This window comes from Azospirillum palustre, assembly GCF_002573965.1.
Lineage (GTDB): Bacteria > Pseudomonadota > Alphaproteobacteria > Azospirillales > Azospirillaceae > Azospirillum > Azospirillum palustre.
In genome coordinates, this window is record NZ_PDKW01000043.1 from 2,391,885 (window position 1) to 2,417,934 (window position 26,050).

General features: G+C 67.5%; 26 protein-coding genes. 11 read left to right on the forward strand and 15 right to left on the reverse strand.

Annotation, left to right across the window (positions count from 1 at the left end; genetic code table 11):
* Window positions 1-214 precede the first annotated feature (214 nt).
* Together CRT60_RS33615 and CRT60_RS33620 are read left to right on the forward strand one after the other, a co-directional pair.
* Complete coding sequence (locus CRT60_RS33615) at window positions 215-538, forward strand: DUF485 domain-containing protein (protein WP_098740692.1); 324 nt, start codon at window positions 215-217, stop codon at window positions 536-538.
* Window positions 535-2,217 carry a cation acetate symporter gene (locus CRT60_RS33620; RefSeq protein WP_098740693.1) on the forward strand — a complete coding sequence of 561 codons (1,683 nt, stop codon included), beginning with the start codon at window positions 535-537 and terminating at the stop codon, window positions 2,215-2,217. The genes CRT60_RS33615 and CRT60_RS33620 overlap by 4 nt, the downstream gene beginning before the upstream one ends.
* Window positions 2,218-2,287: 70 nt before the next feature.
* Here CRT60_RS33620 and CRT60_RS33625 read toward each other — a convergent pair whose 3' ends face one another.
* Complete coding sequence (locus CRT60_RS33625; RefSeq protein WP_098740694.1) at window positions 2,288-2,509, reverse strand: hypothetical protein; 222 nt, start codon at window positions 2,507-2,509, stop codon at window positions 2,288-2,290.
* Between the two features lie 37 nt (window positions 2,510-2,546).
* Window positions 2,547-4,667: a sensor histidine kinase gene (locus CRT60_RS33630; RefSeq protein ID WP_244592890.1), complete on the reverse strand. Its 2,121-nt coding sequence runs from the start codon at window positions 4,665-4,667 to the stop codon at window positions 2,547-2,549.
* A gap of 254 nt (window positions 4,668-4,921) precedes the next feature.
* Between CRT60_RS33630 and CRT60_RS33635 the strand changes: the two genes are divergently transcribed.
* Together CRT60_RS33635 and CRT60_RS36590 are read left to right on the forward strand one after the other, a co-directional pair.
* Window positions 4,922-5,164, forward strand: coding sequence for a hypothetical protein (locus CRT60_RS33635; RefSeq protein ID WP_098740695.1), 243 nt, complete (start codon window positions 4,922-4,924; stop codon window positions 5,162-5,164).
* Window positions 5,161-5,394: a hypothetical protein gene (locus CRT60_RS36590; protein ID WP_098740696.1), complete on the forward strand. Its 234-nt coding sequence runs from the start codon at window positions 5,161-5,163 to the stop codon at window positions 5,392-5,394. Before CRT60_RS33635 ends, CRT60_RS36590 begins: the two co-directional genes overlap by 4 nt.
* A 28-nt stretch (window positions 5,395-5,422) precedes the next feature.
* Here CRT60_RS36590 and irrA read toward each other — a convergent pair whose 3' ends face one another.
* The 3 genes from irrA to CRT60_RS33655 form a co-directional block, all read right to left on the reverse strand.
* On the reverse strand, window positions 5,423-5,845 hold the full coding sequence (irrA, locus tag CRT60_RS33645) for an iron response transcriptional regulator IrrA (RefSeq protein ID WP_167421918.1): 423 nt from the start codon (window positions 5,843-5,845) through the stop codon (window positions 5,423-5,425).
* Window positions 5,846-6,096: 251 nt separating this feature from the next.
* A complete protein-coding gene (locus tag CRT60_RS33650) occupies window positions 6,097-7,494 on the reverse strand; it encodes an NAD(P)H-dependent flavin oxidoreductase (protein WP_167421856.1) in 1,398 nt (465 codons plus the stop codon).
* Between the two features lie 254 nt (window positions 7,495-7,748).
* A complete protein-coding gene (locus CRT60_RS33655; RefSeq protein ID WP_098740699.1) occupies window positions 7,749-8,492 on the reverse strand; it encodes a glycerophosphoryl diester phosphodiesterase in 744 nt (247 codons plus the stop codon).
* 66 nt (window positions 8,493-8,558) lie between these two features.
* Here CRT60_RS33655 and CRT60_RS33660 point away from each other — a divergent pair, with 66 nt between their 5' ends.
* Window positions 8,559-9,596 (forward strand): lysine-2,3-aminomutase-like protein, encoded by a 1,038-nt coding sequence (locus tag CRT60_RS33660; protein ID WP_098740700.1) that lies wholly within the window; start codon window positions 8,559-8,561, stop codon window positions 9,594-9,596.
* Window positions 9,597-9,606: 10 nt separating this feature from the next.
* Here CRT60_RS33660 and CRT60_RS33665 read toward each other — a convergent pair whose 3' ends face one another.
* From CRT60_RS33665 to CRT60_RS33690, 6 genes are all read right to left on the reverse strand, one after another.
* Window positions 9,607-9,954 (reverse strand): GIY-YIG nuclease family protein, encoded by a 348-nt coding sequence (locus tag CRT60_RS33665; protein WP_098740701.1) that lies wholly within the window; start codon window positions 9,952-9,954, stop codon window positions 9,607-9,609.
* A 79-nt stretch (window positions 9,955-10,033) separates the two neighbouring features.
* Window positions 10,034-10,564 (reverse strand): tryptophan-rich sensory protein, encoded by a 531-nt coding sequence (locus tag CRT60_RS33670; RefSeq protein ID WP_098740702.1) that lies wholly within the window; start codon window positions 10,562-10,564, stop codon window positions 10,034-10,036.
* A 49-nt stretch (window positions 10,565-10,613) separates the two neighbouring features.
* A complete protein-coding gene (holA, locus tag CRT60_RS33675; RefSeq protein WP_098740703.1) occupies window positions 10,614-11,639 on the reverse strand; it encodes a DNA polymerase III subunit delta in 1,026 nt (341 codons plus the stop codon).
* Between the two features lie 18 nt (window positions 11,640-11,657).
* Complete coding sequence (gene lptE, locus CRT60_RS33680) at window positions 11,658-12,164, reverse strand: LPS assembly lipoprotein LptE (RefSeq protein ID WP_098740704.1); 507 nt, start codon at window positions 12,162-12,164, stop codon at window positions 11,658-11,660.
* A 52-nt stretch (window positions 12,165-12,216) separates the two neighbouring features.
* Window positions 12,217-14,781: a leucine--tRNA ligase gene (gene leuS / locus CRT60_RS33685; protein ID WP_098740705.1), complete on the reverse strand. Its 2,565-nt coding sequence runs from the start codon at window positions 14,779-14,781 to the stop codon at window positions 12,217-12,219.
* Between the two features lie 73 nt (window positions 14,782-14,854).
* Window positions 14,855-15,394: a DUF3576 domain-containing protein gene (locus CRT60_RS33690; protein WP_098740706.1), complete on the reverse strand. Its 540-nt coding sequence runs from the start codon at window positions 15,392-15,394 to the stop codon at window positions 14,855-14,857.
* Window positions 15,395-15,729: 335 nt separating this feature from the next.
* Between CRT60_RS33690 and CRT60_RS33695 the strand changes: the two genes are divergently transcribed.
* The 3 genes from CRT60_RS33695 to CRT60_RS33705 all read left to right on the forward strand — a co-directional run bounded on the left by CRT60_RS33695 (window position 15,730) and on the right by CRT60_RS33705 (window position 19,775).
* Window positions 15,730-16,893: a porin gene (locus tag CRT60_RS33695; protein WP_098741167.1), complete on the forward strand. Its 1,164-nt coding sequence runs from the start codon at window positions 15,730-15,732 to the stop codon at window positions 16,891-16,893.
* A 330-nt stretch (window positions 16,894-17,223) separates the two neighbouring features.
* Window positions 17,224-18,324 carry a porin gene (locus CRT60_RS33700; RefSeq protein WP_098740707.1) on the forward strand — a complete coding sequence of 367 codons (1,101 nt, stop codon included), beginning with the start codon at window positions 17,224-17,226 and terminating at the stop codon, window positions 18,322-18,324.
* A 362-nt stretch (window positions 18,325-18,686) separates the two neighbouring features.
* Window positions 18,687-19,775, forward strand: a complete 1,089-nt coding sequence (locus CRT60_RS33705) for a porin (protein WP_098740708.1) — start codon at window positions 18,687-18,689, stop codon at window positions 19,773-19,775.
* Window positions 19,776-19,851: 76 nt separating this feature from the next.
* Here the strand turns inward: CRT60_RS33705 and CRT60_RS33710 are convergent, their stop codons facing one another.
* On the reverse strand, window positions 19,852-20,436 hold the full coding sequence (locus tag CRT60_RS33710; protein ID WP_098740709.1) for a hypothetical protein: 585 nt from the start codon (window positions 20,434-20,436) through the stop codon (window positions 19,852-19,854).
* Between the two features lie 168 nt (window positions 20,437-20,604).
* Here CRT60_RS33710 and CRT60_RS33715 point away from each other — a divergent pair, with 168 nt between their 5' ends.
* Window positions 20,605-21,348, forward strand: a complete 744-nt coding sequence (locus CRT60_RS33715; RefSeq protein WP_244592891.1) for a YggS family pyridoxal phosphate-dependent enzyme — start codon at window positions 20,605-20,607, stop codon at window positions 21,346-21,348.
* Between the two features lie 24 nt (window positions 21,349-21,372).
* Here CRT60_RS33715 and CRT60_RS33720 read toward each other — a convergent pair whose 3' ends face one another.
* The 3 genes from CRT60_RS33720 to ribA form a co-directional block, all read right to left on the reverse strand.
* Entirely contained in the window at window positions 21,373-21,936 is a 564-nt protein-coding gene (locus CRT60_RS33720) for a L,D-transpeptidase family protein (RefSeq protein WP_098740710.1), read from the reverse strand.
* Window positions 21,933-22,898, reverse strand: coding sequence for a hypothetical protein (locus CRT60_RS33725; protein ID WP_098740711.1), 966 nt, complete (start codon window positions 22,896-22,898; stop codon window positions 21,933-21,935). The genes CRT60_RS33720 and CRT60_RS33725 overlap by 4 nt, the downstream gene beginning before the upstream one ends.
* Window positions 22,899-23,114: 216 nt before the next feature.
* Entirely contained in the window at window positions 23,115-24,392 is a 1,278-nt protein-coding gene (gene ribA, locus CRT60_RS33730; RefSeq protein WP_193548485.1) for a GTP cyclohydrolase II, read from the reverse strand.
* 292 nt (window positions 24,393-24,684) lie between these two features.
* Here ribA and CRT60_RS33735 point away from each other — a divergent pair, with 292 nt between their 5' ends.
* Entirely contained in the window at window positions 24,685-25,203 is a 519-nt protein-coding gene (locus tag CRT60_RS33735) for a glycosyl transferase (RefSeq protein ID WP_244592892.1), read from the forward strand.
* Window positions 25,204-25,340: 137 nt separating this feature from the next.
* Window positions 25,341-26,045: a response regulator transcription factor gene (locus CRT60_RS33740; protein ID WP_098740713.1), complete on the forward strand. Its 705-nt coding sequence runs from the start codon at window positions 25,341-25,343 to the stop codon at window positions 26,043-26,045.
* Window positions 26,046-26,050: the final 5 nt, after the last annotated feature.

Consider the following 26,050-nt stretch of genomic DNA (forward strand, 5'->3'; position numbering starts at 1 on the left):
GGATGCAGGGATCGATGCAATCCCCGCCATCATTCCAGCTTCACCGCCGCGGCTCAACGCGAATCGGTGAGATTGTTGCCTGAATTGCACTGAAACAATTCGTCATATTTCCGGGAAATTTGCGAAACAGTGTTTTGTTAGCCGGAAGGGCATAAGCCCAGTCCCATCGATACGGGTCGGGGCACCACAAGGACGTCCAGCGTCTGGAGGAAACATGCACTCCCCCGCCAACACTCCCGTCTACGAGAGGGTTCGCCGGAACCCCAAATTTCACGAGCTGGTGCGCCAGCGCAGCCGGCTGGCCCTGATCCTGTCGGCCGTCGTTCTGGTCGGCTACTACGCCTTCATGATGGTGGTCGCCTTCGCGCCCGACTTGCTTCACAAGCCGATGTCCGACGAGTCGTCGCTCAGCGTCGGCTTCCCGATCGGGGCCGCCATCATCATCCTGTCCTGGCTGCTGACCGGCGTCTATTCCCATTTCGCCAACGGCCGCTTCCAGGACCTGACCGACGAGATCACGCGGGAGACGCTGCAATGACCGCCCGCCGGATCCTCCTTGCTGCCAGCGCCGCCACCCTGTTCGCCGCCCTCGCCGCCGTGCCGGCGCTGGCCGCCGGCGATGTCGGTCAGCTGGAAAAGCAGCCGATCAACCTGTCGGCCATCGGCATGTTCATCGCCTTCGTGCTGATGACGCTGGGTATCACCTATTGGGCGGCCAGCCGCACCCGGTCCACCTCCGACTTCTACACCGCGGGCGGCGGCATCACCGGCTTCCAGAACGGTCTGGCGATTGCCGGCGACTACATGTCGGCGGCGACGCTGCTCGGCCTGTCGAGCCTAGTGTTCGCCAAGGGCTATGACGGCTTCGTCTACACCATCAGCTTCTTCGTCGGCTGGCCGATCATCCTGTTCCTGCTGGCCGAACGGCTGCGCAACCTCGGCCACTTCACCTTCGCCGACATCGCGTCCTACCGGCTGGACCAGGGCAAGATCCGCACCTTCGCCGCCATCGGCTCGCTGACGGTGGTGTGCTTCTACCTGATCGTCCAGATGGTCGGCGCCGGCCAGCTGATCAAGCTGCTGTTCGGGCTGGACTACAATGTCGCGGTGATCGTGGTCGGCGTGCTGATGGTGGTCTATGTCACCTTCGGCGGCATGATCGCCACCACCTGGGTGCAGATCATCAAGGCGGTGCTTCTGCTGGGCGGCGGCATGGTCCTGGCCTTCCTGGCGCTGTCGCGCTTCGGCTTCAGCCTGGAGGCCATCGCCAAGAGCGCCATCGCCTCGCACAAAGACGGCGTGAAGATCATGGGGCCGGGCACGCTGCTGGCCGACCCGGTGTCAGCGGTGTCGCTGTCGCTGGGCCTGCTGTTCGGCACCGCCGCCCTGCCGCACATCATGATGCGCTTCTTCACCGTCCCCAACGCGCGCGAGGCCCGCAAGTCGGTCTTTTACGCCTCCGGCTTCATCGGCTTCTTCTTCCTGCTCGTCTGCATCCTTGGCATGGCGGCGATCACCATCGTCGGCACCGACCCGCAGTTCTTCGAAGGCGGCAAGGTCGGCGGCAAGCTGATCGGCGGCGGCAACATGCCGGTGATGCATCTGGCCAAGGCGCTGGGCGGCGACCTGTTCCTGGGCTTCCTGTCGGCGGTCGCCTTCGCCACCATCCTGGCGGTGGTGTCGGGCCTGGCGCTGGCCGGCGCGTCCGCCATCGCCCACGACCTCTACGCCCGCGTCATCCGCAAGGGCGAGGCGACGGAACGCGAGGAGATGCGCGTGTCCAAGATCGCCTCGCTGGTGCTGGGCGTCCTGGCCGTCGTGCTGGGCATCGCCTTCGAGAAGCAGAACGTCGCCTTCCTGGTCGGCCTGACCTTCGGCGTCGCGGCGTCGGTGAATTTCCCGGTGCTGATCCTGTCGATGTACTGGAAGGGGCTGACCACCCGCGGCGCGCTGGCGGGCGGCATCGCCGGCCTGATCTCCGCCGTCACGCTGGTGGTGCTGTCAAACGCCGTCTGGGTCGTCGTGCTGAACAACCCGGCCCCGATCTTCCCCTACGAGCAGCCGGCCCTGTTCTCGATGACGCTGGCCTTCATCGTTACCATCGTCGTGTCGAAGCTGGACAGCAGCGCGTCGGCCCGTGCCGAGCGCGAGGCCTTCGAAGACCAGTTCGTCCGCTCCCAGACCGGCATCGGTGCCGCCGCCGCGGCCAAGCACTGATCGCCTGACGGCCCGACACTCCAAGGCAAGGCGCTCTTCCCCTGATCCGGGGAAGGGCGCCTTTGCGTTGTCAGCCGGCCGAAACGCTGTTGTCCTTGCGGCGCGACAGCTGGACCTGTCCGTCGAGGCATTTGACGTAGCCTGTCTTGCCCGGCTTCAGCCCGTCCAGGATGGTCACCAGCGCACGGGGGATCGCCGCGAATTCCTTGGAGCCGCGCGACTGGCCGTTGTAGGCGGCGATGTGCTCGCGCAACTTCTCCTTGGACACCGGCTTCCCGTCATTCCCGATCATCTCGTCCGCCTTTCGATGCTCTTGACCGCCGACAGGCTTACGCCGGCAGCCCGTCCACTGCAACCGGCCGGCCGGTGCGGTCGGCGGGGAAGCGGATGGTGGCGGCGGTGCCGCGGCCCGGTTCGCTGTCGATGGACAGGCTGCCGCCATGCAGGGCCATCAGGTCGCGGCAGATCGACAGGCCCAGCCCGGTGCCGCCGAACCGCCCGGAGATGCTGCTGTCGGCCTGCTGGAACGGTTCAAGGATGCGGGCGAGCGCGTCGGCGGCGATGCCGATGCCGGTATCGGACACGGTGATGGCGATCCTGCCATCCCCCTCCCGCACCGCACTCACCGTTACCCGGCCGCCGCGCGGGGTGAACTTGACCGCGTTCGACAGCAGGTTCAGCAGCACTTGGCGCAAGGCACGCTCGTCGGCCAGCAGATTGGGCAGGTCGGGGGGGCATTCGACCGCCAGCGTCACCCCACCGACATCGGCCGGCACCGCAGCCAGCGCCCGGCACGTCTCGATGGCCTCGGCCGCCTCCATCCAGCTTTCATCCAGCGTGTAGCGCCCGGCCTCCAGCTTCGACATGTCCAGCACGTCGTTGATCAGGTCCAGCAGGTGGCGGCCGCTGTTCTGCACATGGCGGGCATAGTCGCGATAGCGGGGGCTGCCCAGCGGACCGAACAGTTCGTGCAGCATGATGTCGGAAAAGCCGATGATGGCGTTCAGCGGCGTGCGCAGTTCGTGGCTCATGGTCGCCAGGAAGGCGCTCTTGGCCCGGTTGGCGGCTTCGGCCTGATCGAGTGCCGTGGCGAGCCGTCCGGCGGCCTCGACCCGCTCGGTGATGTCGCGCGCCTCGACCACCAGCACCGTGACGACGCCCCTGTCGTCGTAGACCGGCTTGATCGTCACATCCATCACGCGGGTGAGGCCATCGGCAACCACATCGGTCTCGTAACGGACGAAACGTCCCGAGGCCGCCTTTTCAATGGACTGGCGGAAGGCCGCCGCCAACTCGTCCGTGCGGGCCCAGCCGCGGAACTCCCAGGCGCGGTGTCCGACCAGCGCTTCGGCAGGCAGGCCGGCCAAGGCGCAGGCCGGCCGGTTCAGCGCCAGCACCCGGCCATCCGGCGCCAGCAGCCCCATGATCTGGAAACTGCTGTCGAACAGCGCCTGCGAGCGCCGTTCGCTGGCGCGCAGCGCCTGAGTCGTCGTCTCCAGCCGGCCGAGCTGCCGCAGCGCCAGCCATGCCAGCAGCAGCACCACCACCGACACCGCGGCGGTTTCCAGAATGCGTTTCCAGCGGTCGTTGTACCAGCCGGCCAGCACGTCCTCGGTCCGGATGCGGACATAGACGTAAAGCGGCCACCCCGCCACACGGCGCACCGTACCGATGCGCTCCCGTCCCTCCGTGGGATCGAGACCGGACAGCGTCCGGGCATTCTCGCCGGCAGGCAGACGCGGCAGCACCGAGGCGAAGAAAGCGCGGTTCTCATCGAGAGCGCGCATTCCGCTCCGCGAATGGGACAGGACCACGCCATTCTCACCGTAAAACAGAATGATGCTGAGCGGGCCGATGTCCTGGGTCGCATAAAGCCGGGCGAAACGGTCGAGATCGAGCACAGCCACCGCCATGGCGCTGCCGTTGGCAAGCGGACGGATCATCGCAGCCCGCCAACCGCCCTCGGCCTCGCGATAAGGCCCGACGAATGCGCGCGACTCCCCCATCAACGCTTCAGCCAACGGGGGATCGGCGACATAGGCAGGCTTGTGCAGACCGGCGGCCTGCCGCACCCGGCCATCCCGCTCAACGATCATCAGAGTCCGCAGAGCCGGCCCAGGACCGGTGGTCGCTCCCGATCCCCCTGCCGTTTCCCCAACCAGATAGGCCGGAATCGTCCCCTCGGCCGCCGTCGCCCGAAGGGCATGGTCCGCCACGACCATGACGCGGCGGGCGTCCTCCTCCAGCAGGGTCGAGAGGTTGGCGGTCTGGCGCAGACCATCATGGATCGCCCGGTTGCGCGCCCGCTCAAGGTCGGCGTAGGCGACCAGCCAGAAGCCGGCGATCACCGCCACAAGCAGGCCGATGCGCAGCGCGGCGACGGGCGGCAGAGACGATAAGCGCCACCACGTCCCGCGTGCGCCACCGTCCGGTTCGGAGAGATCCGTCAAAGGAAATGGTCCGCCGCGTCTGAATGCTGAAGAGGCGTCAAGCCGGAACGGCCGGACGCGACGAACTGTAGCATGCCGGCGCGGACATTTTCACGTTCGCTCACCCCTGATCCGGGCAGGATCGGCGATGCTTCGGCCAACTGCCGTGCCTGGCAAGAGTTTGGGGGAAGAGCTTGGGGAAAAGTTTGCCTCGACAAAGCCCGCAGCCCGCGCTTCTCTGCTCGGCGACGATGTGAAGGAGGATCCCGTCGGGCATGCTGCAGGATTTCATCGATAGCCTGTCCCAGGGGCCGCTCCTGGGGCTGATGCTGTTCCAGGTCGCCATCGTCTGGCCGCTGTCGCGCATTCTGCGGCGGGCCGGGTTCTCGCCGCTGTGGGCCCTGTTCTCCCTGGTGCCGCTCGGGCATGTGGTGCCTATCGGCGTGATGGCGCACAGCCGATGGACGGTGCTGCCGGCACGGCAGGCGCGCAAGGTCAAGGCACGGAGGACGGCATGACGGAGACCGTGATCCAGCTTGGCTTCTGGGAACTGCTGATCGGCTCCATCGTCACGATGTACATGCTGATCGCCGGCGGCTGGGTTCTGGCCAAGGCAGGGCGCAGCCCGCTGTGGATCCTGCTGCTGCTGTTCCCCTACCTCAACGTCCTGGCGGTCTGGGCCTTCGCCTTCATCCGCTGGCCCTTCGTCGACCGCGACCCAGCCCCGACGCAGCCTGAGGAGGGCTGAGCACCGGACCATCGGCAAGGGGGCAGGATCAGACCTCGTCCTCGATCAGGCGGACGATCACGTCGACGCGGGCGACGCGGGTACCGGCGGGGGCAGCCGGAAGGTTCTGCACCGTCAGCCGGTCGGCGGGGATGTCCTCCAGGCGGCCGGTTGACTCGACGAAGAAATGGTGATGGTCGCTGGTGTTGGTGTCGAAGTAGGACTTCCCCGCCTCCACCACCACCTCGCGCAGAAGCCCGGCGGCGGTGAACTGGTTCAGCGTGTTGTAGACGGTCGCCAGCGACACCGGCAGGTCGGCGGCCAGCGCCTCGCAGTGCAGTTGCTCCGCGGTGACATGCCGGTCGCAGCCTTCGAACAGCATGCGGGCGAGGCCGAGGCGCTGGCGGGTCGGGCGCAGTCCGGCACTGTTCAGCCGGTCGAGGGCTCGCTTGAAGGGGCGTTCGGCGGTCATCATGGGCGAGGCCCCCGTACTGTCGACATTGGGATCGGACAAGGAGTCCAAAACAGAACCGCGGCACTAGGCCGCATTCTGTTTAAGAGTAAAACCATTCGGAAAGCTCACGCAAGCCATTGTCGCAGCGACGTCAATGGAGACATGGTTTGGAGAGCCGCCCAAACCGGATGAATGCCAGCAATGGCCCAATGCAAAGGCCGCCGACGGTTTCCCGCCGACGGCCTTGCCCATCCGGTGGATGCGACCGGTCAGTAGCCGGTGGCGATCCGTTCGATCAACTGCTTCACCGTGGGGATGAAGCCGTCGTTGTAGTAAGGATCGCTGGCGAAACGATAGGCGTTGTGCCCCGCGAACATCAGCTGGTTTTCGCAGTCGTCGGTGTGGCTGACCGCCTGAAGCGTCTTCTGGATGCAGAAGGAACGCGGATCGGCGCGCTTGCCCGTCGTGCCTTGCTCGTTCTGCGCCCAGTTGGAGAAGCCGCAGGCCGACAGGCAGCCCATGCAGTCGACCTGATCGTGCAGGATCTTTTCCGACTGCTGGGGCGTGACGAAGACCAGCGTGCTGTCCGGCGTCTTCAGGGCGGTGGTGAAGCCCTGGGACAGCCAGCCCTCGGCGCGTTGCTTGTCGCTTTCGGTCACGTAGACCGGACGGCCGCGCGGACCGACCGGGAATTCGGCCGAATGCTCGCCCACCGGCTTGGACAGATAGGCGACCTGACGCTCGGACCGGGCCATCAGGTCCAGCAGGAAGGGGTTCTTCACCGCCGACGAGTAGAAGCCGGTGGGGGAGAAGCGGTTCAGGAAGACGTCGCCCGGCTGCAGCGCCACCAGTTTGCGCTTCCACGCCATGGAGATCGGGCTCTCCTGGGTCAGCAGCGGACGGGTGCCGAACTGGAAGGCGACAGGTCCCAGGTCGGGGTTGTCGATCCAATCCTCCCACTCCGACAGCCACCAGACGCCGCCCGCCATCACGATGGGGGTGTCGTTCAGCCCGAAGCTGTTCATCATCTGGCGCAGGGCCAGGACGCGGGGGAACGGATCCTCCGGCTTCTGCGGGTCTTCGGAGTTGGACAGGCCGTTGTGACCGCCGGCCAGCCACGGATCCTCGTACACCACGCCACCGAGATGTTCCCGGAACTTGTGGTAGGCACGCAGCCACAAGGCGCGGAAGGCGCGGGCCGACGAGACGATCGGGTAGTAATGGACGCCGTAGCTCACGGCGATCTCGGCAACCTTGTAAGGCATGCCGGCGCCGCAGGTGACGCCGTGGATCATGCCCTGGGCGCCTTCCAGCACGCCATGCAGGATGTGCTCGGCGCCGCCCATTTCCCACAGGACGTTCATGTGGATGCGGCCATTGCCGTTCGACGTCTCGTGCGCGATGCGCGCCTGGGCGATGCCGCCCTCGATGCCGAAGGCGATCAGCTCGTCATGGCGCTCGCGCCGGGTCTTGCCATTATAGATCTGCGGCAGAAGGTTGCCGTTCTCATCATAGCTGTCGGCGTTGACACCTGAGAAGGTGCCAATCCCGCCGGCAGCCGCCCAGGCGCCGGAGCTTTCGCCGTTGGAAACGGCAATACCCTTGCCACCCTCGACGAGCGGCAAAACCTCCCGGCCGGACATCGGCAACGGCTTCAACGCCTTCAACGAACCCTCCAAAGACCGAACGTGGCATCCCGTGGGATGCCGGACCAAAGCGGCGGACTACCGGACGACGAAAAGCTCCGCCGGAATCCGCGTGGGTTCCGGCGGGATCGCCAGTGCGGTTCTATATATGAGGAATTGGCGCGCCCGACGAGCGGATTCATCCCCTCGCGCAAAAAACGTTCAGGAATTGCCGCAGCCGCGAACGGAAGCGTCAGCGTATCGACCGGTCCACCGGCGGAACATCGGGCTCGCCATCAGGCGTCCGCCGCCAGTTCGGCGGCCAGCCGGCCGGGCGCATCGGTGAAGACCGCCGACACGCCCCAGCCGAACAGCGTCCGGGCGCGCTCCGCATCGTTGACGGTGTAGGCCAGCACCGGCCGGCCGGTGGCGCGGTACTCAGCCACGCTGTCGGCCGTCTGACGGTCCTGGTGGATGTTCAGCGTCGCCGCGCCGATGCGGTCGGCGATGGAAGCCCAGTCGGCCGGCGGGTCCCACATCAGGTAGCCGCGCGGGATCTCCGGCCACAGACGCTGCGCCACCTCCAGGCAGGGAACCTCGAAGCTGGAGAGCAGAAGCGGCCGGTCGGACCGCCACAGCGGGCGCAAGGTGTTCAGCGCCACCTCCGCCGTGATCTCCTCCTGCCCCGGATAGGGCTTGATCTCCAGGTTCAGGCCCAGGCCCAGGTCGTGGACCAGCGCCACCGCCTCCACCAGCGTCGGCACGCGCTCGCCGACGAAGGCGGCATCGAACCAGCGCCCGGCGTCGAGCGTCTGCAAATCCGCCAGATCCAGCAGCGGGACGGCGCCGCTGCTGGTGGTGGTGCGGTCCAGCGTGTCGTCATGGATCAGCACAGGGCGCTGGTCGCGGGTCAGCATGACGTCCACCTCGACCCAGCGGGCGCCCTGGCGGGCGGCTTCGCGGATCGAGGCGAGGGTGTTTTCAGGGGCGCTTTCCTTGGCGCCGCGATGGCCGATCAGGCGGGGAAGAGTCGACAGCATGGGTCTCGCAGGAGTAAGAGCGGTCGCTTTCCTACATGACCCATTCCGTCGAAGCGGGAAAGAGCGATGAAGGCCCTGCACAGCGTTTCCGATCTGGTGGCCGCCGGGCTGATGACGCCGGAGGCCGGCGATGCCGTGCGCACGGTCGCCGACCGCTATGCCGTGGCGCTGACCCCGTACCTGCGCGAGACGCTGGCCGGACGCATGGATCCGCAGGATCCCCTCTATGCCCAGTATGTCCCCTCCCCGGCCGAGGCGTACAGCACGCCGGAAGAACTCGAGGATCCCATCGGCGACGTGGCGCGCAGCCCGGTGAAGGGCATCGTCCACCGCTATCCCGACCGGGTGCTGCTGAAGCCGCTGCACGCCTGCGCGGTCTATTGCCGCTTCTGCTTCCGCCGCGAGATGGTCGGCCCGGGCGGCGAGGCGCTGACCGCCGAGGAGATGGATGCCGCCCTCGCTTATATCCGCGGTCACGAGGAGGTTTGGGAAGTCGTCGTCACCGGCGGCGATCCGCTGCTGCTGTCGCCGCGCCGGCTGCGCGGGATCGTCCAGGCGCTGTCGGCCATGCCGCATGTCGGTGTCGTCCGTCTGCACAGCCGCATCCCCGCCGCCGATCCCGACCGTGTCACGCCGGAACTGGTGGAGGCGCTGACCGCCCCGGATCTCGCCACCTGGGTCGCCGTCCACATCAACCATGCCGACGAGTTGACCCCGCCGGTGCGGGCGGCCCTCGCCCGACTGGTCGAGGCCGGCATCCCGCTGGTCGGCCAGACCGTGCTGCTGAAGGGCATCAACGACAGCCATGCCGCGCTGGAGGCTCTGTTCCGCGGGATGGCGCGCAACCGGGTGAAGCCCTATTACCTGCACCATCCCGACCTTGCCGCCGGCACCAGCCATTTCCGCCCGACGCTGGCGGAGGGGCAAGCACTGGTGACCGGCCTGCGCGGAAAGCTGTCCGGCTTGTGCCAGCCCACCTACGTCCTCGACATTCCCGGCGGCCATGGCAAGGCTCCTGCCGCCCCGACCTGGATCGAAGCGGAGGATGAGAACCGCTATCGCGTGACCGACTTCACCGGCCGGGTTCACGACTATCGCGGCTGAGCACTCGCCGTCAGATCGCTTCCGCCCGCATAGCCGCAACCCAATGGGCGACCCGTGCCTTCAGGGCGGCGGCGCGGGCGAAGGCAAGCTCCTCGTCCTCCAGCGGCTCGACGATTTCGAACGCCAGCGACTCGGCGCCATGGGCGTTCCAAGCCGCCTGAAGGCTGCGGTGCGGACAACCGCCCATCTTCAACTGGAACCAGAGACGGTTCTGGATCTTGTCGAGGTCCGGCGCGCCGCCCACCCATACCGTATCGGCGGCCCCGCAACGGACGGCGAAGACGCCGGCAACGCTTTTGCGCTCCTTGTAGGCGGCCAGCGCCGCCTTGCGATTCTCTTTCCCAACCGTGGCCGCCATAGCCTTCGTTCCCTCGCAGGTTATCAGTCCCGACTGGTTATACCCGGGTGATATTCTGCGCAATGTTTTTATCCGGGTATTATCCCCAAAGGGCCGGAGTCCCGAACAGCGGATCGGGGTTGATGAGGGCATTGTGGATGCCGACCACCGAAGCGAAGCCGGTCCACAGGATTAGCGGCGTCCAGATCAGCGCAATGCTGTGGTCATCCCGCCCCACCAGCGCGATGCAGATCGACGTGATGACGAAGAAGGACACTGTCCAAGCCGCAGCGAGGATCGAGCTGCCCAGCGTGAAATAGACGAGGCTGAAGGTGGCGTAGATCACCCAGGTCACCGCCTGGAGACCGATCAGAAGCCCGCGGCTGCGGAGTCGCCGCGCCGGGTCGATCAGGCGGATGTCGCCCCAGATCTGGAAGACATTCAACGTGAACCACGTCACCGGGAAGACCCAGCCCGGCGGCTGCAGGGGCGACGGGTGGTGTCCGGCGAAAGGCTGTCCGCCCCGCTCGACGAAGCCCCAGGCGTTGACAATGATCCAGAACAGCAGGGGTTGCCACCAGCGGACCCGGAAGGGGGCGGGCGGTGGCGCGGTGTAGGTGGCGTCGCTCATGCTCCGCCAGATAGCGCGCCGCCCCCAACGGTCAAGTCAGCGCCATGCTTCAGCGCCGGGCTCCCAGCGAGGCGAGTTGGAACAGAACGCGGGCGCACAGGGTCTCGTCCGGCATGTTGGTGCGCTTGCAGTCGGCCTCGGCATCGACCAGCCGTTCCAGCGCCTGCCGGACATGGTTGGGCGACCAGTGGCGGGTTTGGCGGACCAGCCGGGTCTTCAGCTTGAAGAAGACCGGCGGGCGCAGCGACTCGACGGCGGCCTCCGGCGACTTGCCGGCAGCGACCTGGGCGGTGAGCAGTTGCAGACGCTGGAAATGGCGCTGGGCGCCGCGCAGGATCGGCACCGGCGAGGTGCCCTCGGCGAACAGCCGCGCCAGCGAGCGGTCGAGGGTCGCGAAGTCGCCCTCCGCCGCCGCCCACACCGGCTCGTCCATCGACAGGGCGGCGCTGTCGCCGATGCAGGCCTGGGCATCCTCCAGCCGCACGCGCTTTTCGCTGCCCATGTAGAGCGCCAGCTTTTCCGCCTCGCCGCGGGCGACCATGCGGTCGCCGACGAGATTGCCGGCCAGGAAGCTGAGCACGTCGGGATCGGCGGTCAGCCCATGGCCTTGCAGAATGTCGGCGATGACGCGGCCGAGCGACGCCTCCTCCTCGACATAACAGGGAATGGCGGCAGCGGCATCGTCCCCCTCGAACAGAAGCCGCAGCTTGGAGCGGGCCGAGAGGTCGCCCGACTCGACCACCACCAGACTGTCGCCCGGCGGCGGATTTTCCAGAAAGGCGGTAAAGGCGGCGGTGGCGTTGTCCTCGGCATCGCGGACGCGGATCAGGCGCCGGCCGCCGGTGAAGGAGATCGCCGCCGCCTCATCCGCCAGCCGCGCCGGATCGTCGACGATGGCACGCCCCTGGAACTCGGCGACGCGGAAGGGGTCGGACAGGTCCGGCACCACCGTCCTGCCCAGCGTCTGGGCGCGGTCGCGGACGAGACCCGAGTCGGGACCATAAAGCAGCACCGCCCGAACCTTGCGGTCCGGGCTGCGCAGAAAACCGTCGATCGCCTTGGGTTGGAGCTTCACCCGCGCATCTCCGGCCGGTCAGGACCCGCGGCCGAGAAACATGGCGACGCGGGTGGTGATGTCGTTGGAGATGTCTTCGAGCGCCCGGTCATAGGCGTTCTGCACCGTCGCGATGGCAGCGTAATGCTGCTCCAGCGTGTTGTAGCTGACCATCGAGCGCGAGTTGGACTGGAACACCACCTGCCCGGTCTGGGTGTCGGTCAGCCGGTAGGGAGCGTTGACCAGCAGCTGGGCGCGCACCGCGGTGGCGTCCTTCTGCAAGGCGAGCTTCTGTTCCGACGCCAACAGCGACACGTCCAGCCGGTAGCGCGGATTTCCCGGCCGCTCCGACGGATAGAAGTTGTCGATCAGCAGGTTGCGGAGCTTCTGCCCTTCCCGGTTGGGGATCGACGCGATGTCGACCTCCATCAGCCGCTCGGACGCCGCGGCCCCGATGCCCTTGCCGCCATAGAGCGGCTGGAACCCGCAGCCTGACAGCGACACGGCGGACAGGCCGAGCGCGAAGGCGAAAAGCCCCCGCGCCATGACCTGACGGAGCGGGCTCCGGCGGAGCGAGCCCTGGCGGATCGATCTGGGATCAGACGACGACATTGATCACCCGGTTCGGGACGACGATGACCTTGCGCGCCGGCTTGCCGTCCATGGCGCGCTGGACGTTGACATCGGCAAGCGCCGCCTGCTCCGCCGCATCCTTGTCCATGTCGCGCGGCAGCTCCAGCGTGGCGCGCAGCTTGCCGTTGACCTGGACCGCGACCTTGACGCTGTCCTCCACCACCAGGGCGGGGTCGGCCTCCGGCCAGGGCTGGTCGGCCAGCAGGCTGCTGTGGCCCAGCTGCGCCCACAGCTCCTCGCCCAGATGCGGCATCATCGGACCGACGAGACGGACCAGCGACTCGAAGCCCTCGCGCAGGACCCAGCCCTCGCCTTCGCCCTTGCCGTCCAGCTCGCCGAGCGCGTTGGACAGCTCGCGAACGCGGGCGACCGCCTTGTTGAAGCGGAACTTGTCGAGATCATCGGACACGCCGGCGACGGTCTTGTGGACCAGGCGGCGGGCGGCCTCGGCCTTCGGGCCGAGCGACTCGGGCTTCGGTGCGCCCGCGGCGGGCAGGTCCGCCTCGGTCATCATCCGCCACAGGCGGTTGATGTAGCGCCAGGCACCGTCGATGCCGGCCTCGGTCCATTCCAGATCGCGTTCCGGCGGGCTGTCGGACAGCATGAACAGGCGGGCGGCGTCGGCGCCGTAGGTGCCGATGATGTGCGCCGGATCCACCACGTTCTTCTTGGACTTCGACATCTTCTCGACGCGACCGACATTGACCGGCGCGCCGGTATCGGCCCGGACCCAGTCGCCCTGGTCGTTCTTCGTCAGATCGGTCGGAGCCAGCCAGGCGCCGGTGCCGGAGTCCTTGTAGGTTTCGTGGTTGACCATGCCCTGGGTGAACAGGCCGGTGAACGGCTCGTCCAGGTTCAGGTAGCCGCAGGTCTTCAGCGCCCGCGTCCAGAAGCGGCTGTAGAGCAGGTGCAGGACAGCATGCTCGATGCCGCCGATATACTGGTCGACGCCCAGCCAGTAGTCGACCGCCTCGCGGGTGAAGGCCGCATTCTCGGTCTTCGGCGAGCAGAAGCGGGCGAAATACCAGGACGACTCGATGAAGGTGTCGAAGGTGTCCGTCTCGCGCAGCGCCGGCTTGCCGCACTGGGGGCAGCCGGTGTGCTTCCAGGTCGGATGGTGGTCCAGCGGGTTGCCGGGCTTGTCGAAGGTCACATCTTCCGGCAGCACGACCGGCAGCTGGTCGTCCGGAACCGGAACGATGCCACACGACTCGCAATGGATGACCGGGATCGGGCAGCCCCAATAGCGCTGGCGGGACACGCCCCAGTCGCGCAGGCGGTACTGGGTGGTGCGCTCGCCCTGCTCCGCCGCCTCCAGACGCTTGCCGGCCTCCACCTTCGCCGACTCGGTGTCGAGTCCGTCGAGGAAGGCGGAGTTCCGCAGCACGCCGGGACCGGTGTAGGCCTCGGTCCCGACCTCGAAGGCGGCCGGGTCGGCATCGGCCGGGATCACCACCGGGCGGACCGGCAAACCGTATTTGCGGGCGAAATCCAGGTCGCGCTGGTCATGCGCCGGGCAGGCGAAGATGGCGCCCGTACCGTATTCCATCAGCACGAAGTTGGCGACGTAGACCGGCAGCTCCCAGGACGGATCGAAGGGATGCGCGACAGTCAGCCCGGTGTCGAAGCCGCGCTTCTCCGCGGTCTCGATCACTTCCTCGCTGGTGCCCAGCCGGTTGCATTCGGCGATGAACTCGGCCAGTTCAGGGCTGGACGCGGCCAGCTCGGCCGCCAGCGGGTGATTCGGGGAGATCGCGGCGAAGGAGGCGCCGAACAGCGTGTCCGGGCGGGTGGTGAAGACCTCCAGATCGTCCTCGCGCCCCTTGATCTTGAAGCGGAAGCGGACGCCGGTGGACTTGCCGATCCAGTTCTCCTGCATGATGCGGACGCGCTCGGGCCAGCGGTCCAGCGTCTCCAGGCCCTTCAGCAGGTCTTCGGCATAGGCGGTGATCTTCAGGAACCACTGCGACAGCTTGCGCTTTTCCACCAGCGCGCCGGTGCGCCAGCCGCGGCCGTCGATCACCTGCTCGTTGGCGAGAACGGTGTTGTCCACCGGGTCCCAGTTCACCCAGGATTCCTTGCGGTAGGCGAGGCCCGCCTTCAGGAAATCCAGGAACATCTTCTGCTCGTGGCGATAATACTCCACGTCGCAGGTGGCGATCTCGCGGTCCCAGTCGATGGACAGGCCCATCGTCTTCAGCTGCCCGCGCATGGTCGCGATGTTCTCGCGCGTCCAGGTGGCGGGATGGACCTTCTTCTCAAGAGCGGCGTTCTCGGCCGGCAGGCCGAAGGCGTCCCAGCCCATCGGGTGCAGGACGTTGAAGCCCTTGGCGCGCTTGAAGCGCGCGATCACGTCGCCGATCGTGTAGTTGCGGACGTGGCCCATGTGGATGCGCCCCGACGGGTAGGGGAACATCTCCAGCACATAGTATTTGGGCCGGGAGGCGTCCTCGCGCGCGGTGAAACAGCCCTTGCTGTCCCACACGCCCTGCCATTTCGCCTCGGTTTCCTTGACATTGTAACGCGACATGAGCGCGACGCCGTTTTTCCGTTGTACCAGATGCTCGAAAGGCCGGGATATCAGCCCGGACCGGCCGCCCGCGTCAGCGAGCGGCGGCGTTCTGCGCCACGCGAAGCTGGCGGGCGCGGGTCAGCACCGCGTCCTCCAGGGTGCCGGCGGTTTCCGGCCCGACAGTGATGTCGCGCCAGTCGTTGCCGGTCCGCTGCTGCTTGAACACCGACACCCGGACGCCGTCGGCGCGCAGCTGGCGGTCCATGATGTAGAGGTTGACCTTGAACCGTTCGTTCGGCGAATCGGGCGGGGTGTACCAGTCGGTCAGGATCACGCCGCCGAACGGATCGGCCGAGGCGATCGGCATGAAGGACAGGGTGTCGAGCGAGGCGCGCCACAGGAAGCTGTTCACGCCGATGCCCCCGGCCGTGTCCTGGTCGCCGCCACGCTTGTTCTTGCCGAACAGGTTCAGACCGCCGTCGGTGCCGAGCAGGCTGCCGAACTTGTAGTCCTTGTTCTTCATCTGCTCTTCGACGGTTTCGGTCTTGCCGCCCCAGCTTGCGCAGCCGGCGATCGAGACGGAAGCCGCGAGCAGTACAGGGACAAGGCGAAGGGCGGTCGAACGGCGCATGGTCGGGAACCCGGTTTAGAAAAGGGATTGCCGCGCGCGAGTCACGCGCGGAATGCCGGTGAACAGACCATAAGTGGACGGCACCACGCAACAGCGGAAGCGTCTTTGCCCCGCCCCGTCACAACAGGACGACAACAGGCGAAGCCTGCCGGGTTGCACTGTGGCGGGCTCGCCAAGGGGGTCCTTCTTAGTGTGCTCCGTGCGACACACTGTCCCCCCAATGCAGCAATCCCGGAGATTTGCCGCTTGCTGGCGAGGGCGGGGGTGCGTACGAAAGTCTCAGCCAGGACGTCAACCAGGCTGAAACATCTGCTGCCAGGATGGAGGCAAAAATCATGACCCGTTATCTGCTGGCCGGCGCTGCCGCCGCCGCTCTCGCCCTCGGCGCTGGCGCTGCCAACGCCCAGGCCAAGTTCGAAGTCAAGATCGGCGGCGACGCCTACTTCGAAGCCGGCTACGTCGATCAGGATCTGGACTCCGGCCTGCGTTCGACCGAATTCCGCAACCGCATGCGCATCAACATCATCCCGTCCGCCAAGGCCGACAACGGCCTGGAGTACGGTGCGCGTATGCGTCTGCGTGCCAACGCTGGCACCAACAACGCCCGCAACACCGACGCCGACCGCGCTTACATCTTCGCGCAGGGCTCCTTCGGTCAGGTCCGCCTCGGCGTGACCAACTCGTTCAACGACGAGACCTACACGACTGCCCCGCTCGACTACCTGCCGCTCGGCATCTACGACGCCCTGCCGGCCTGGATCGGCACGACCGCCAACGGTCTGAACAGCGGCGCCGCTTCGACCGTCACCAACGGCAACACGATCATCACCCAGTCGCTGGTGGCGGAAGCCAACTCGACCAAGATCGTGTACTTCTCGCCGCGCTTCGCCGGCCTGCAGGTTGGCGCCAGCTACACCCCGCGTAACGACAGCTCGGCCACCGACGTCAACCGCGTCAAGCCGGTTGGCACGTTCGCCGCTGGCGGCGCTGGCACCTACACCGACATCGTCGAAGTCGGCGCCAACTACAACAACACCTTCGGCGGCGTGACCGTTAAGGCCAGCGCCGGCTACAACTGGGGCCGTGCCGTCGACGACGTCGTCGGTTCGAACTACAAGGATCTGAACGCCTGGCAGGCTGGCGCTCAGGTTGGCTACGCCGGCTTCGCCATCGGCGGCGGCTACATCGACTACGGCAAGTCGGGCCAGAACAAGCGTCCGGGCGTTGCCACCGAGAACACCCGCAACTGGGTTGTCGGCGCTCAGTACACCGCCGGCCCGATCGTTGTCGGTGCCAACTACAAGAACGGCAAGGACGCCGGTTCGTTCTTTACCGCCGGCGACCGCGAGCTGCAGGTCTACGAAATCGGTGTCGGCTACACCGTCGCTCCGGGCCTGACCGTCCAGGCTCAGTACGACCACTTCAAGCTGGACAACGACGCCTCGCTCCGCGACGACAAGGGCGACGTCGTCCTGGTCCGCTCGATCCTGGCGTTCTAATCGATCTTTCGATCGAACGTCCGGCAACGGATGGAAAGGGCGGTGGCTTCGGCCACCGCCTTTTTTCTTGCCCACGCGTTTCCCTTGCCAACTTTGTAGGCAAGCCGCCTGATTTTCATCCCAACCAAAGAGCAAAATTCAGCCACTCTTGGATTTTTTAATTATTCCAACCAGTTATGAGTGTGTTTTTGTTGCAACTGTGTTGCGAATGCGAAAGCGCGCCGCAGTTTGCCTCTTGCCGGAGTAATTGGAGAGCGGTTAAGTCTTGCTTACAAAGACAACCGACCGCTCCCGGCCAAAACGGGGCGTACGCATAAGGATGGATAATCCATGAAGCGCTCTCTCGTCATCGGCTGCGCCGCCGTTGCCCTCGCCGCCGGCTGCGGCACCGCCTCGGCCCAGTCCAAGTCCAAGTTCGACATCCTGCTGGGCGGCGACGCCTTCTTCCAGGGTGCCTATGTCGACCAGGACAACGACAACAACCTGCGCAAGACCGAATTCGCCAACCGTTTCCGTCTGACCGTCACCCCGACGGCCAAGGCTGACAACGGCCTGGAATACGGCGCCCGCCTGCGTCTGCGCGCCTCGGGCGGCACCAACAACAACCGCCAGACCGACGCCGACCGCGCCTACATGTTCGTGAACGGCTCGTTCGGTTCGATCCAGGCCGGTGTCGTGAACGGCCCGTCGGACGACTCGGGCGTCATCGGCCCGAACGTCGACGGCATCTCGGGTAGCCCGGACGGCTGGGTGTTTAACTACTACGGCGTGACCTCGCTGCCGTACGTTGTCGGTTCGCTGCGCACGCTCGAGTCGGGCGACGCCAGCACGAAGATCGTCTACTCGACCCCGAGCTTCGCCGGCTTCAAGCTGACCGCCGCCTACACCCCGACCTACGGCAGCAGCAACACCAACATCGAGCGCCGCAAGAACGTCACCTACAACGACATGGGTGAAGTTCAGGCCTACTATAAGGGCGCCTTCAGCGGCGTCGGCATCGAAGCCAGCGTTGCCTACCAGTTCGCCCAGGCCCCGACCGGCTTCGAAGATCTGTCGTCGGTCCACACCGGCGCCACCATCACCTATGGCGCCTTCGCCATCGGCGGCAGCTACGCCTTCAGCGGCGACAGCGGCTATGCCAAGGGCCATCGTGGCGTTGACGACAACCAGGTCTGGCTGGTCGGTGCCCAGTACACCATCGGCCCGGTCATCCTGGCCGCCACCTACACCGACGCCAAGGGCGCCAACGTCGGCACCGGTGCCGCCACCGCCGCTGACTACGCCCGCGCCCACGTCTACCAGGGCGGTGTGACCTACGCCGTGGCCCCGGGCCTGACCACGGGTCTGGAATACAGCTACGTCGACAACAAGTCCGGCGGTCGCAACAACGACGCCAACATCGTTCTGTGGGACACCCGCTTCTCCTTCTAAGGGACGGGTTCCTGGCAGCAAACGTGAAGGCGGCGGAGAAATCCGCCGCCTCTTTTTTTGTTTATTTTCCAGTCAACAGACGGGCCGGAGCGTGCCGAACGGGGTCACGCCTCAACCTATCCGAAATAGGTAAACCTTTGCTCCAAGGAGCCTGACCGCTACGCTCAATTAATCGACAAGTATTTGATATATGGATTTACATGATCCGGAGTCCCGTGCTTTTCCCGCCACTGTCCTCGGAATGAGCTGACCTCCATCCCTGCCGCCACTTGTCGGAGTGCCGGTAGCGGGACTAAGTCTGGGGTCACAAGATACCGCTCGCGCCCCAACCTGACGGGACGCATGCACCGAGGATGACATCCATGAAGCGTTCTCTCGTCATTGGCTGCGCCGCCGTTGCTCTCGCCGCCGGCTGCGGCACCGCTTCTGCACAGTCCAAGTTCGACATCCTGCTGGGCGGCGACGCCTATTTCCAGGGCGCCTATGTCGACCAGGACGACAACACCGGCCTGCGCAAGACCGAGTTCGCCAACCGCTTCCGCCTGACCATCACCCCGACGGCCAAGGCCGACAATGGCCTGGAATACGGCGCCCGCCTGCGCCTGCGGGCCGCCGGCGGCACCGGCAACAACCGCAGCACCGACAGCGACCGCGCGTTCATGTTCGTCAACGGCGGCTTCGGCACCATCCAGGCCGGCGTGATCAACGGCCTGTCGGACGAATACGGGATCATCGGCCCGAACGTCGAAGGCATCGAAGGTTCGCCGGACGCGCAGTTCCTGAACTACTACGCGAACGCCAACGGCGCGCCCTATGCGCTGGGCAGCCTGCGCACGCTGGAGTCGGGCGACGCCAGCAGCAAGATCATCTACCTGACGCCGAGCTTCGCCGGCTTCCAGGTCGGCGCCGCCTACACGCCGGTCTATGGCAGCAGCAACACCGACATCAACCGCCGCAAGAACAGCACCGCCTATCGCGACATGGGCGAGGTCCAGGCCACCTACAAGGGCGAGTTCGGCGGTTTCGGCCTGGAGGCAAGCGCCGCCTACCAGTTCGCCAAGGCCGCCAGCCAGCTTGAGGATCTGTCCTCGGTCCATGTCGGCGCCAACCTATCCTACGCCGGCTTCAAGGTCGGCGGCAGCTACGCCTTCAGCGGCGACAGCGGCTATGCCAAGGGCACCCGCGGCGTGGACGACCAGCAGGTCTGGATCGTCGGCGCCAACTACGATTTCGGTTCGGTGATCCTGGCCGCCACCTACACCGACGCGAAGGGCATCGACAGCAACTTCGCCGGCCTGAACTCCCGCGCCCATGTCTGGCAGGCCGGTGTGACCTACACCGTTGCGCCGGGCCTGACCACGGGTCTGGAATACAGCTATCTCGACAACAAGGTCGGCGGCGTGAACAACGACGCCAACATCGTCCTGTGGGATACCCGCTTCGCCTTCTGAGCGGCAGGGGTTCAACGGCGGATACGAAAAGGGCGACGGAGCAATCCGCCGCCCTTCGTCGTCTTCCGCGACCCTCTTATTTCTTGGGAGCCGTTTTGGCGTCCTTGTCGGTCGTGTCGCACAGCATGAACAGCACCGACGACTCCAGCGGCGTCCAGACCAGCAGGTAGCGCTCCTTGTCGCGGTCGCCGAGGAAGACGATCGTCTCCGAATCGGTGACGGACTTGGGATGGATCTCACCCAGCAGGTAGCCCATGCGGCCGTAATTCGCCATGGTCCCCTGGAAGATGTAGTCCAGCCGCTCCTGATCGTCCTTCGCGACCTCCCAGCCGAACTGTTCCTGCCGCACGCAGCGGCGGCCGTATTCGTCCAGGACCTTGTCCATGAAGCTGCGATAGGTGCCGTCGTCGGTCAGCGGGTAGGCCGGCTCGCTGAAGCGGACCTTGGTCATCGGCGACCCCAGCATGACCTTGGCCTTGCTTTGCTTGGCACCGGGCTTCGCCGGGGCGGCGGCCTTGGGGGCCTGCTTCGGATGCTCTTCGGCGTGGGCGGGTCTGGCGGCGGGAACGGCGACGCACCAGACGGCCACTGCGGCGGCGAACAGGCCGGCAGGGGCGGCCGGCGTCAGGGCGGAGAGCAGGGAACGAAACGGACTCCGCATGCGGAGGTCTCCTCGATATGCAAAACGGTGACGATACCCGCGCCGGCGATCCGCCGGCGATGTGGATGCGTCGGGCATGGTCGCTTGGGGCGCTTGCGTTTCCGCGGACCGTCCGCTAACACGCCGCGGAAGCGCTGTATACCCGCAGCGACCGGATTGGGGGCGGCCATGACGATGACGCAGGGCACTGGCAAAGATACGCAAACCGGCGCCGAAGCAGGCGGTTCCACGGTGGCGGACAGCGTGACGGCACGGCTCGACTCGGTGCGGCGTGCCATTGCGGAGACGGCATCCGCCTGCGGGCGCGACAAGAATGCCGTGACTCTGGTCGCGGTGTCGAAGACCCATCCGGCCGAAGCGGTGGAGGAGGCGCTTGCCGCCGGCCAGCGCGTGTTCGGCGAGAACCGCGTGCAGGAGGCCAAGGGCAAGTTCCCGGCGCTGAAGGAGCGCTTCCCCGACCTGGAACTGCATCTGATCGGGCCGCTCCAGACCAACAAGGTCAAGGACGCCGTCGCCCTGTTCGACGTGATCCAGACCCTGGACCGCCCGAAGCTGGCCGAGGCGCTGGCGGAGGAAATGGCGAAGTCCGGCCGCCGGCCGCGCTGCCTGATCGAGGTGAACACCGGCGAGGAGCCGCAGAAGGCGGGAATCGCCCCGGCGGAGGTCGAGGCCTTCCTGGCCGACTGCCGCGACCGGCTGGGGCTGCCGGTCACCGGGCTGATGTGCATCCCGCCGGTGGACGAGGAGCCGGCCATGCATTTCGCCCTGCTGGCCGAGATGGCGCGCCGGCTGGGGCTGCCGGAGATCAGCATGGGCATGAGCGGAGATTACGAAACCGCCGTCCGCTTCGGCGCCACCCATGTGCGCGTCGGCACGGCGATCTTCGGTGCGCGTCCCTATCCGGCCCAATAAGGTCCGGACCGGTCTTCGGCTGCATCAGTCACCCGGCTCGGCAACGCTGAGCGCGCTGCCCGGCCCGCAATCCTTCAGCAACCGGAGCATGTCCTCGGGCGCCAGCGCGACGCAGCCCGCGGTCGGCGTCCGGTCGGGGCGGACGAGGTGCAGGAACACGGCACTGCCCATTCCCGGCACCACCGGGTCGTCATTGTGCCCCATCACCACCACGATGTCGTAGACGTGGTCGTCCCGCCACATCTCCTCATGGCTGGCCGGATAGGGGCGGACGACGGGCCGGTTGTAGGCGGGATCCTCCGGCGCGTCGCACCAGCCATCCTGCTCGGCAATGGGGTGGAGCGGCAGCCCGGTCTCCGGCGGCGGCAGCCGGTCGGCGCGCCACAGCACGCGGCGCAACGGGAACCGGCCGACGGGAGTGGCGCCGTCGCCCTCCCGCTTGTCGGTGCGGACACCGCCGCGCCCCAGCACGCACGGCGCCTCGCCGCCCGGCCAGCGCAGGCGGCCGGTGGTGACCGGCCCGACGCCATCGGGTCCGACCTTGCCGGTGCCGGGGCGATCCGGCGTCACACCGATCTCGATGCTCATCCTGAAACCCGCGTGGTGCTGGTGGCCGCCTGCGCCGCTTTGCGCGACTGCTCATACTTGGCCAGATTGCGCATCATCGTCTCCGACAGCATGTCCGGCGTGACCGGAGCCGATCCGGCGGCCGGTGAAGCGGCCGGCGCGACATCCCCCGGCTGGGTGGGGGCCGGCTGCCCGGCGCCGGCGGCCTGCGGCTGGCCGCCATTGGCCGCCGTGGCACCGATGGCGCGGGCGGAGGCGGTCACCGCTCCCGGAACCGGCGCCGCATAGCGGGGGGCGCTATGCTTCGCCAGAGCCGAACTGGCCAGCGGGGTATCGCGCGCCGGCATCTTGCTGGGGTGCGGGGCGGCACCCGCGGCCAGCTGCGCGGTGAGGGCCGGCGAGGCCTCCGCGGCTTTGGCAGCGGCCGACGACGCGGCGGCAAGCCGGATCGGCTGTCCGGTGGCGGCGGGGGCCGGCGACGGTGCCGAGGCGAGGTCCGCCGGCTTGGCGGCGGCCAGCGCCGCGGCAAGCCCGGCGGCAGGCACCTGCTGCGGCTCCGCGGGGGAGCCGGACGCCGCCGGCCCCCCCGAGGCGTCCGCGACGGCAGTGGAGGCGGCGGGATGGTCACCTCCCCCAAAGCCGAGCGAGGCCATGACCGTTTCACCCACATCCTGACCCGTCGCCTGTTCGATCACCGCGTTGGCGATGGACGCCATGCCGCCGATCACGCCGCCATACAGCATGTCGCCCATGATCCGCATGGAGGGCTGGATGGTGTCGCCGGTGATCTCGCGATAGACGGTGCTGACGAGCGGGATGTGCTGCAGCGGGTTGATGATGTCCAGGAAGTCCCAGAAGGACATGTCGCCCTGGATTTCCACCGGGCCGCCATTGTGGCCGTCGTTGATGACCGGCGACGCCTTCTCGCGCGGCATCGCACGCTGAACGGCGCTGCTGTCGATGGTGGTGGCGTCGATGGCCATGGGCGGTCTCCCGGCTCGGTGGTCACGACAGGTACAGCAAGCGCCGTGCCAAGCCCCCATGCCCGAACCGGTGCGGAATCGCCCATTTCGGGAGGATCCGGACGGTCAGCACCCGGAATCCGATTCCCAGCATCGCATGGACGGTCAAAGGGGCGGCAAGAACTGCCGGGCCGGCATGGCGATTCCTGCCTCGCCGGCTCAAGCTGGGCTGAAAACTCAGAACATGTGGCCGCTGCGTTCCGCCTTGGTGCGGAGATAGGCCTCGTTGTGGCCGTTGGCGGGGAAGATATGGGCCACGCGTTCCACCACGGCGATGCCGCAGCGGGCGAGCTGGCGCAGCTTTTCCGGGTTGTTGGTCATCAGCCGGACGGAGTCGAAGCCAAGCTGCCGCAGCATCTCCGCCGCCGGCAGATAGACGCGCTCGTCGGCCTCGAAGCCGAGGATTTCGTTGGCGTCCACCGTGTCGAAGCCGCGGTCCTGGATGCGGTAGGCGCGCAGCTTGTTGACCAGCCCGATGCCGCGCCCCTCCTGCGCCAGATACAGCAGCACGCCGCTGCCCTGCCGGGCGATCTCGGCGATGGCGCCGCGCAGCTGGTCGCCGCAGTCACAGCGCAGCGACCCCAGCAGGTCCCCGGTGAAGCATTCAGAATGCAGGCGGGCCAGCACCGGCTGCGCCGGATCGGGCTCGCCGATGACGATGGCCAGATGCTCCGGCCCGCCATCGGCCGGGCGGAAGGCGTAGATGCGCGTGTTCTCCGACCCGACCAGCGGCACCCGCGCATCGGCGACGCGGCGCAGGGTCCGCACCACATGCACACGGTAATCGGCGACGTCCGACGCCCGCACCAGCAGCAGGTCATGCTCCGCCGCCCACTCCGCGGCGCTGACCGCTGCCCGACCAGAAACCGGCCCACCAGACACCGGCAACGGCAGGTCGGCGGTAATGGCGGCGGGCAGCAGGCGGGCCAGCCGGGCGAGGTCCACCGCCGCGGCCTCGCGGCTGCCGGGGCAGGCCTCGGTGGCGGTCAAGCCGGCCGGCAGCGCATCCTGCGCCTGCGGATATTGTTCGGGATCGGCCAGCGCATGGGCTTGGTCGGCCGTCAGCCCGTCGGGCCGGTCGAGCGTCATGGCGCCGAATGCCTCAGCCGCCGCACCGGGCGCCTGATCGTCGGCAATGTCGCTCGCCGGCGGCGCGGCGCCGGCGGCGGCCAGCCCCAGCACGACGGCGCGGCGGCGGGTGACCGCCAGCCGGGGAGTGCCGCCGGTCAGCGCCTTCAGCCGGTCCACCGTGTCGAGCGCCACCGACTCCACCGAGACCGCGGCGCCGATGGTGCCGTCGGCCGTCTCGATCGCCACCACCTCGCCCCGGCGCAGGGCGGCCAGAGCCCGGTCGACGGCGCGCACGGCGGCCTCGTCGATCGGAGCCGCTTTGGGAGCTGCCGCGGGCGCGGACAGGGTGACCGTGGTGGTGGCGGAGGAGTGTTCGGCTTGCATCGTCAGCGGCTTTGCGTAGCGGGTGCGCCGGCTCCGGCGCGAAAAACGGGACATGGTGCGTTCGGCGGGCGAAGCAAAGCGCAGGTGGCGCGCCCCTGTCCAGCGATTCCCGCGCGCTACACCGTTGCCGAAGGCGCAACGATCCCGCCGGCCTGTCCGGGCCAGGAACCCTTCGGGGCCGGATCGGGACGGAATGCCGGACGGAGGCGGCACCTCCAACGGGCCGCTCCGCCGCCGGAATCCTGGGCGTTAGGATGACTGCCACAGCCCTTCAACCGGGAGCCTTTCCCCCGTGACCACCCGTTCAACGCCCCCTGACCAACCCGCTTCCGTGCATCTCGTGATGCCGGCCGATCTTCCGGCCGACGCCTATGGCCGCCGCATGGTCGAAGCGATGCGCGCCGCCGGGGCCGGCATCACCATCCATGCCCTGCCCGGCCCGCACCCGCAGGTCGACCCGTCGGCGATCCTGGCGGCCGACGTCGCGCTGGCGCGGCTGCCTGACGGCGCTCCGGTCCTGCTGGACGGCAATGCCCTGGCCAATCTCGCCGCCAGCCTGCCGGCCGACAGCCGACGCCTGCGCTTCACCGCGCTGGTCGAGCGCCTGCACTGGGCGGACCCCGTGCTGCCCGCCGACGAGGCCGCGGCCCGCCGCAATCTGGAACAGGGGGCGCTGGCGCTGATGCGCCGCATCGCGGTGCCGGACGACGCGGTCGCCGCCACCGTGCGGGAGCTGGGCATTCAGCCTGACCGGATCGTCCGTGCCGACCCGGATGCGGAGGGGGCGGCGGCACTGCTGGCGGTCCTCTGAGGGCCTTGGCAAGAGCCGCTGCCCCTCTCGCCACAAGCCATCACGACAATCCACTGGCGCCATGCTACTAAGGCGCGGCCCCGGCACTGCCGCCGACGGCATCCGCCTCCCGGTCCCGTGCAGCCCCCATACAGCCCATGACCATCGCAAAGCGCATCCTCCTGGTCGATGACGACACCGCCCTGCGCCAGTCGCTGGCGGAGCAGCTGCGGCTGCTGGAGGAGGTCGAGACCGAGGAGGCGGGCGACGGCGCCGGTGCACTGAAGGCGGTCCGCGCGGCGGCCGGGGCGGGAACCGGCTTTTCCGCCATCCTGCTCGATGTCGGGCTGCCGGACATGGACGGGCGCGACGTATGCAAGCTGCTGCGGCGCGAGGGCGTGCGCTGCCCGGTCATCATGCTGACCGCGTCGGCCAGCGACGCCGATACCATCCTGGGTCTGGAGTCCGGCGCCAGCGACTATGTGACCAAGCCCTTCCGCCTGGGGGTGCTGATCGCCCGCCTGCGCGCCCAACTGCGCCAGTTCGAGCAGACGGAGGACGCGGTCTTCTCCATCGGCCCCTACAGTTTCCGCCCCGGCGCCAAGCTGCTGATGGACGAGGCCGCCAACCGCAAGATCCGCCTGACCGAGAAGGAAACGGCGATCCTGAAATACCTGTACCGTGCCGGCGATCTGGTGGTCGGGCGCGAAACCCTGCTGGGGGAGGTCTGGGGCTACAACGCCGCGGTTACCACTCACACGCTGGAGACCCACGTTTACCGCCTGCGCCAGAAGATCGAGGCCGATCCGTCCAACGCCCGCATCCTGGTGACGGAGCCCGGCGGCTATCGTCTGGTGCCCTAATCCCC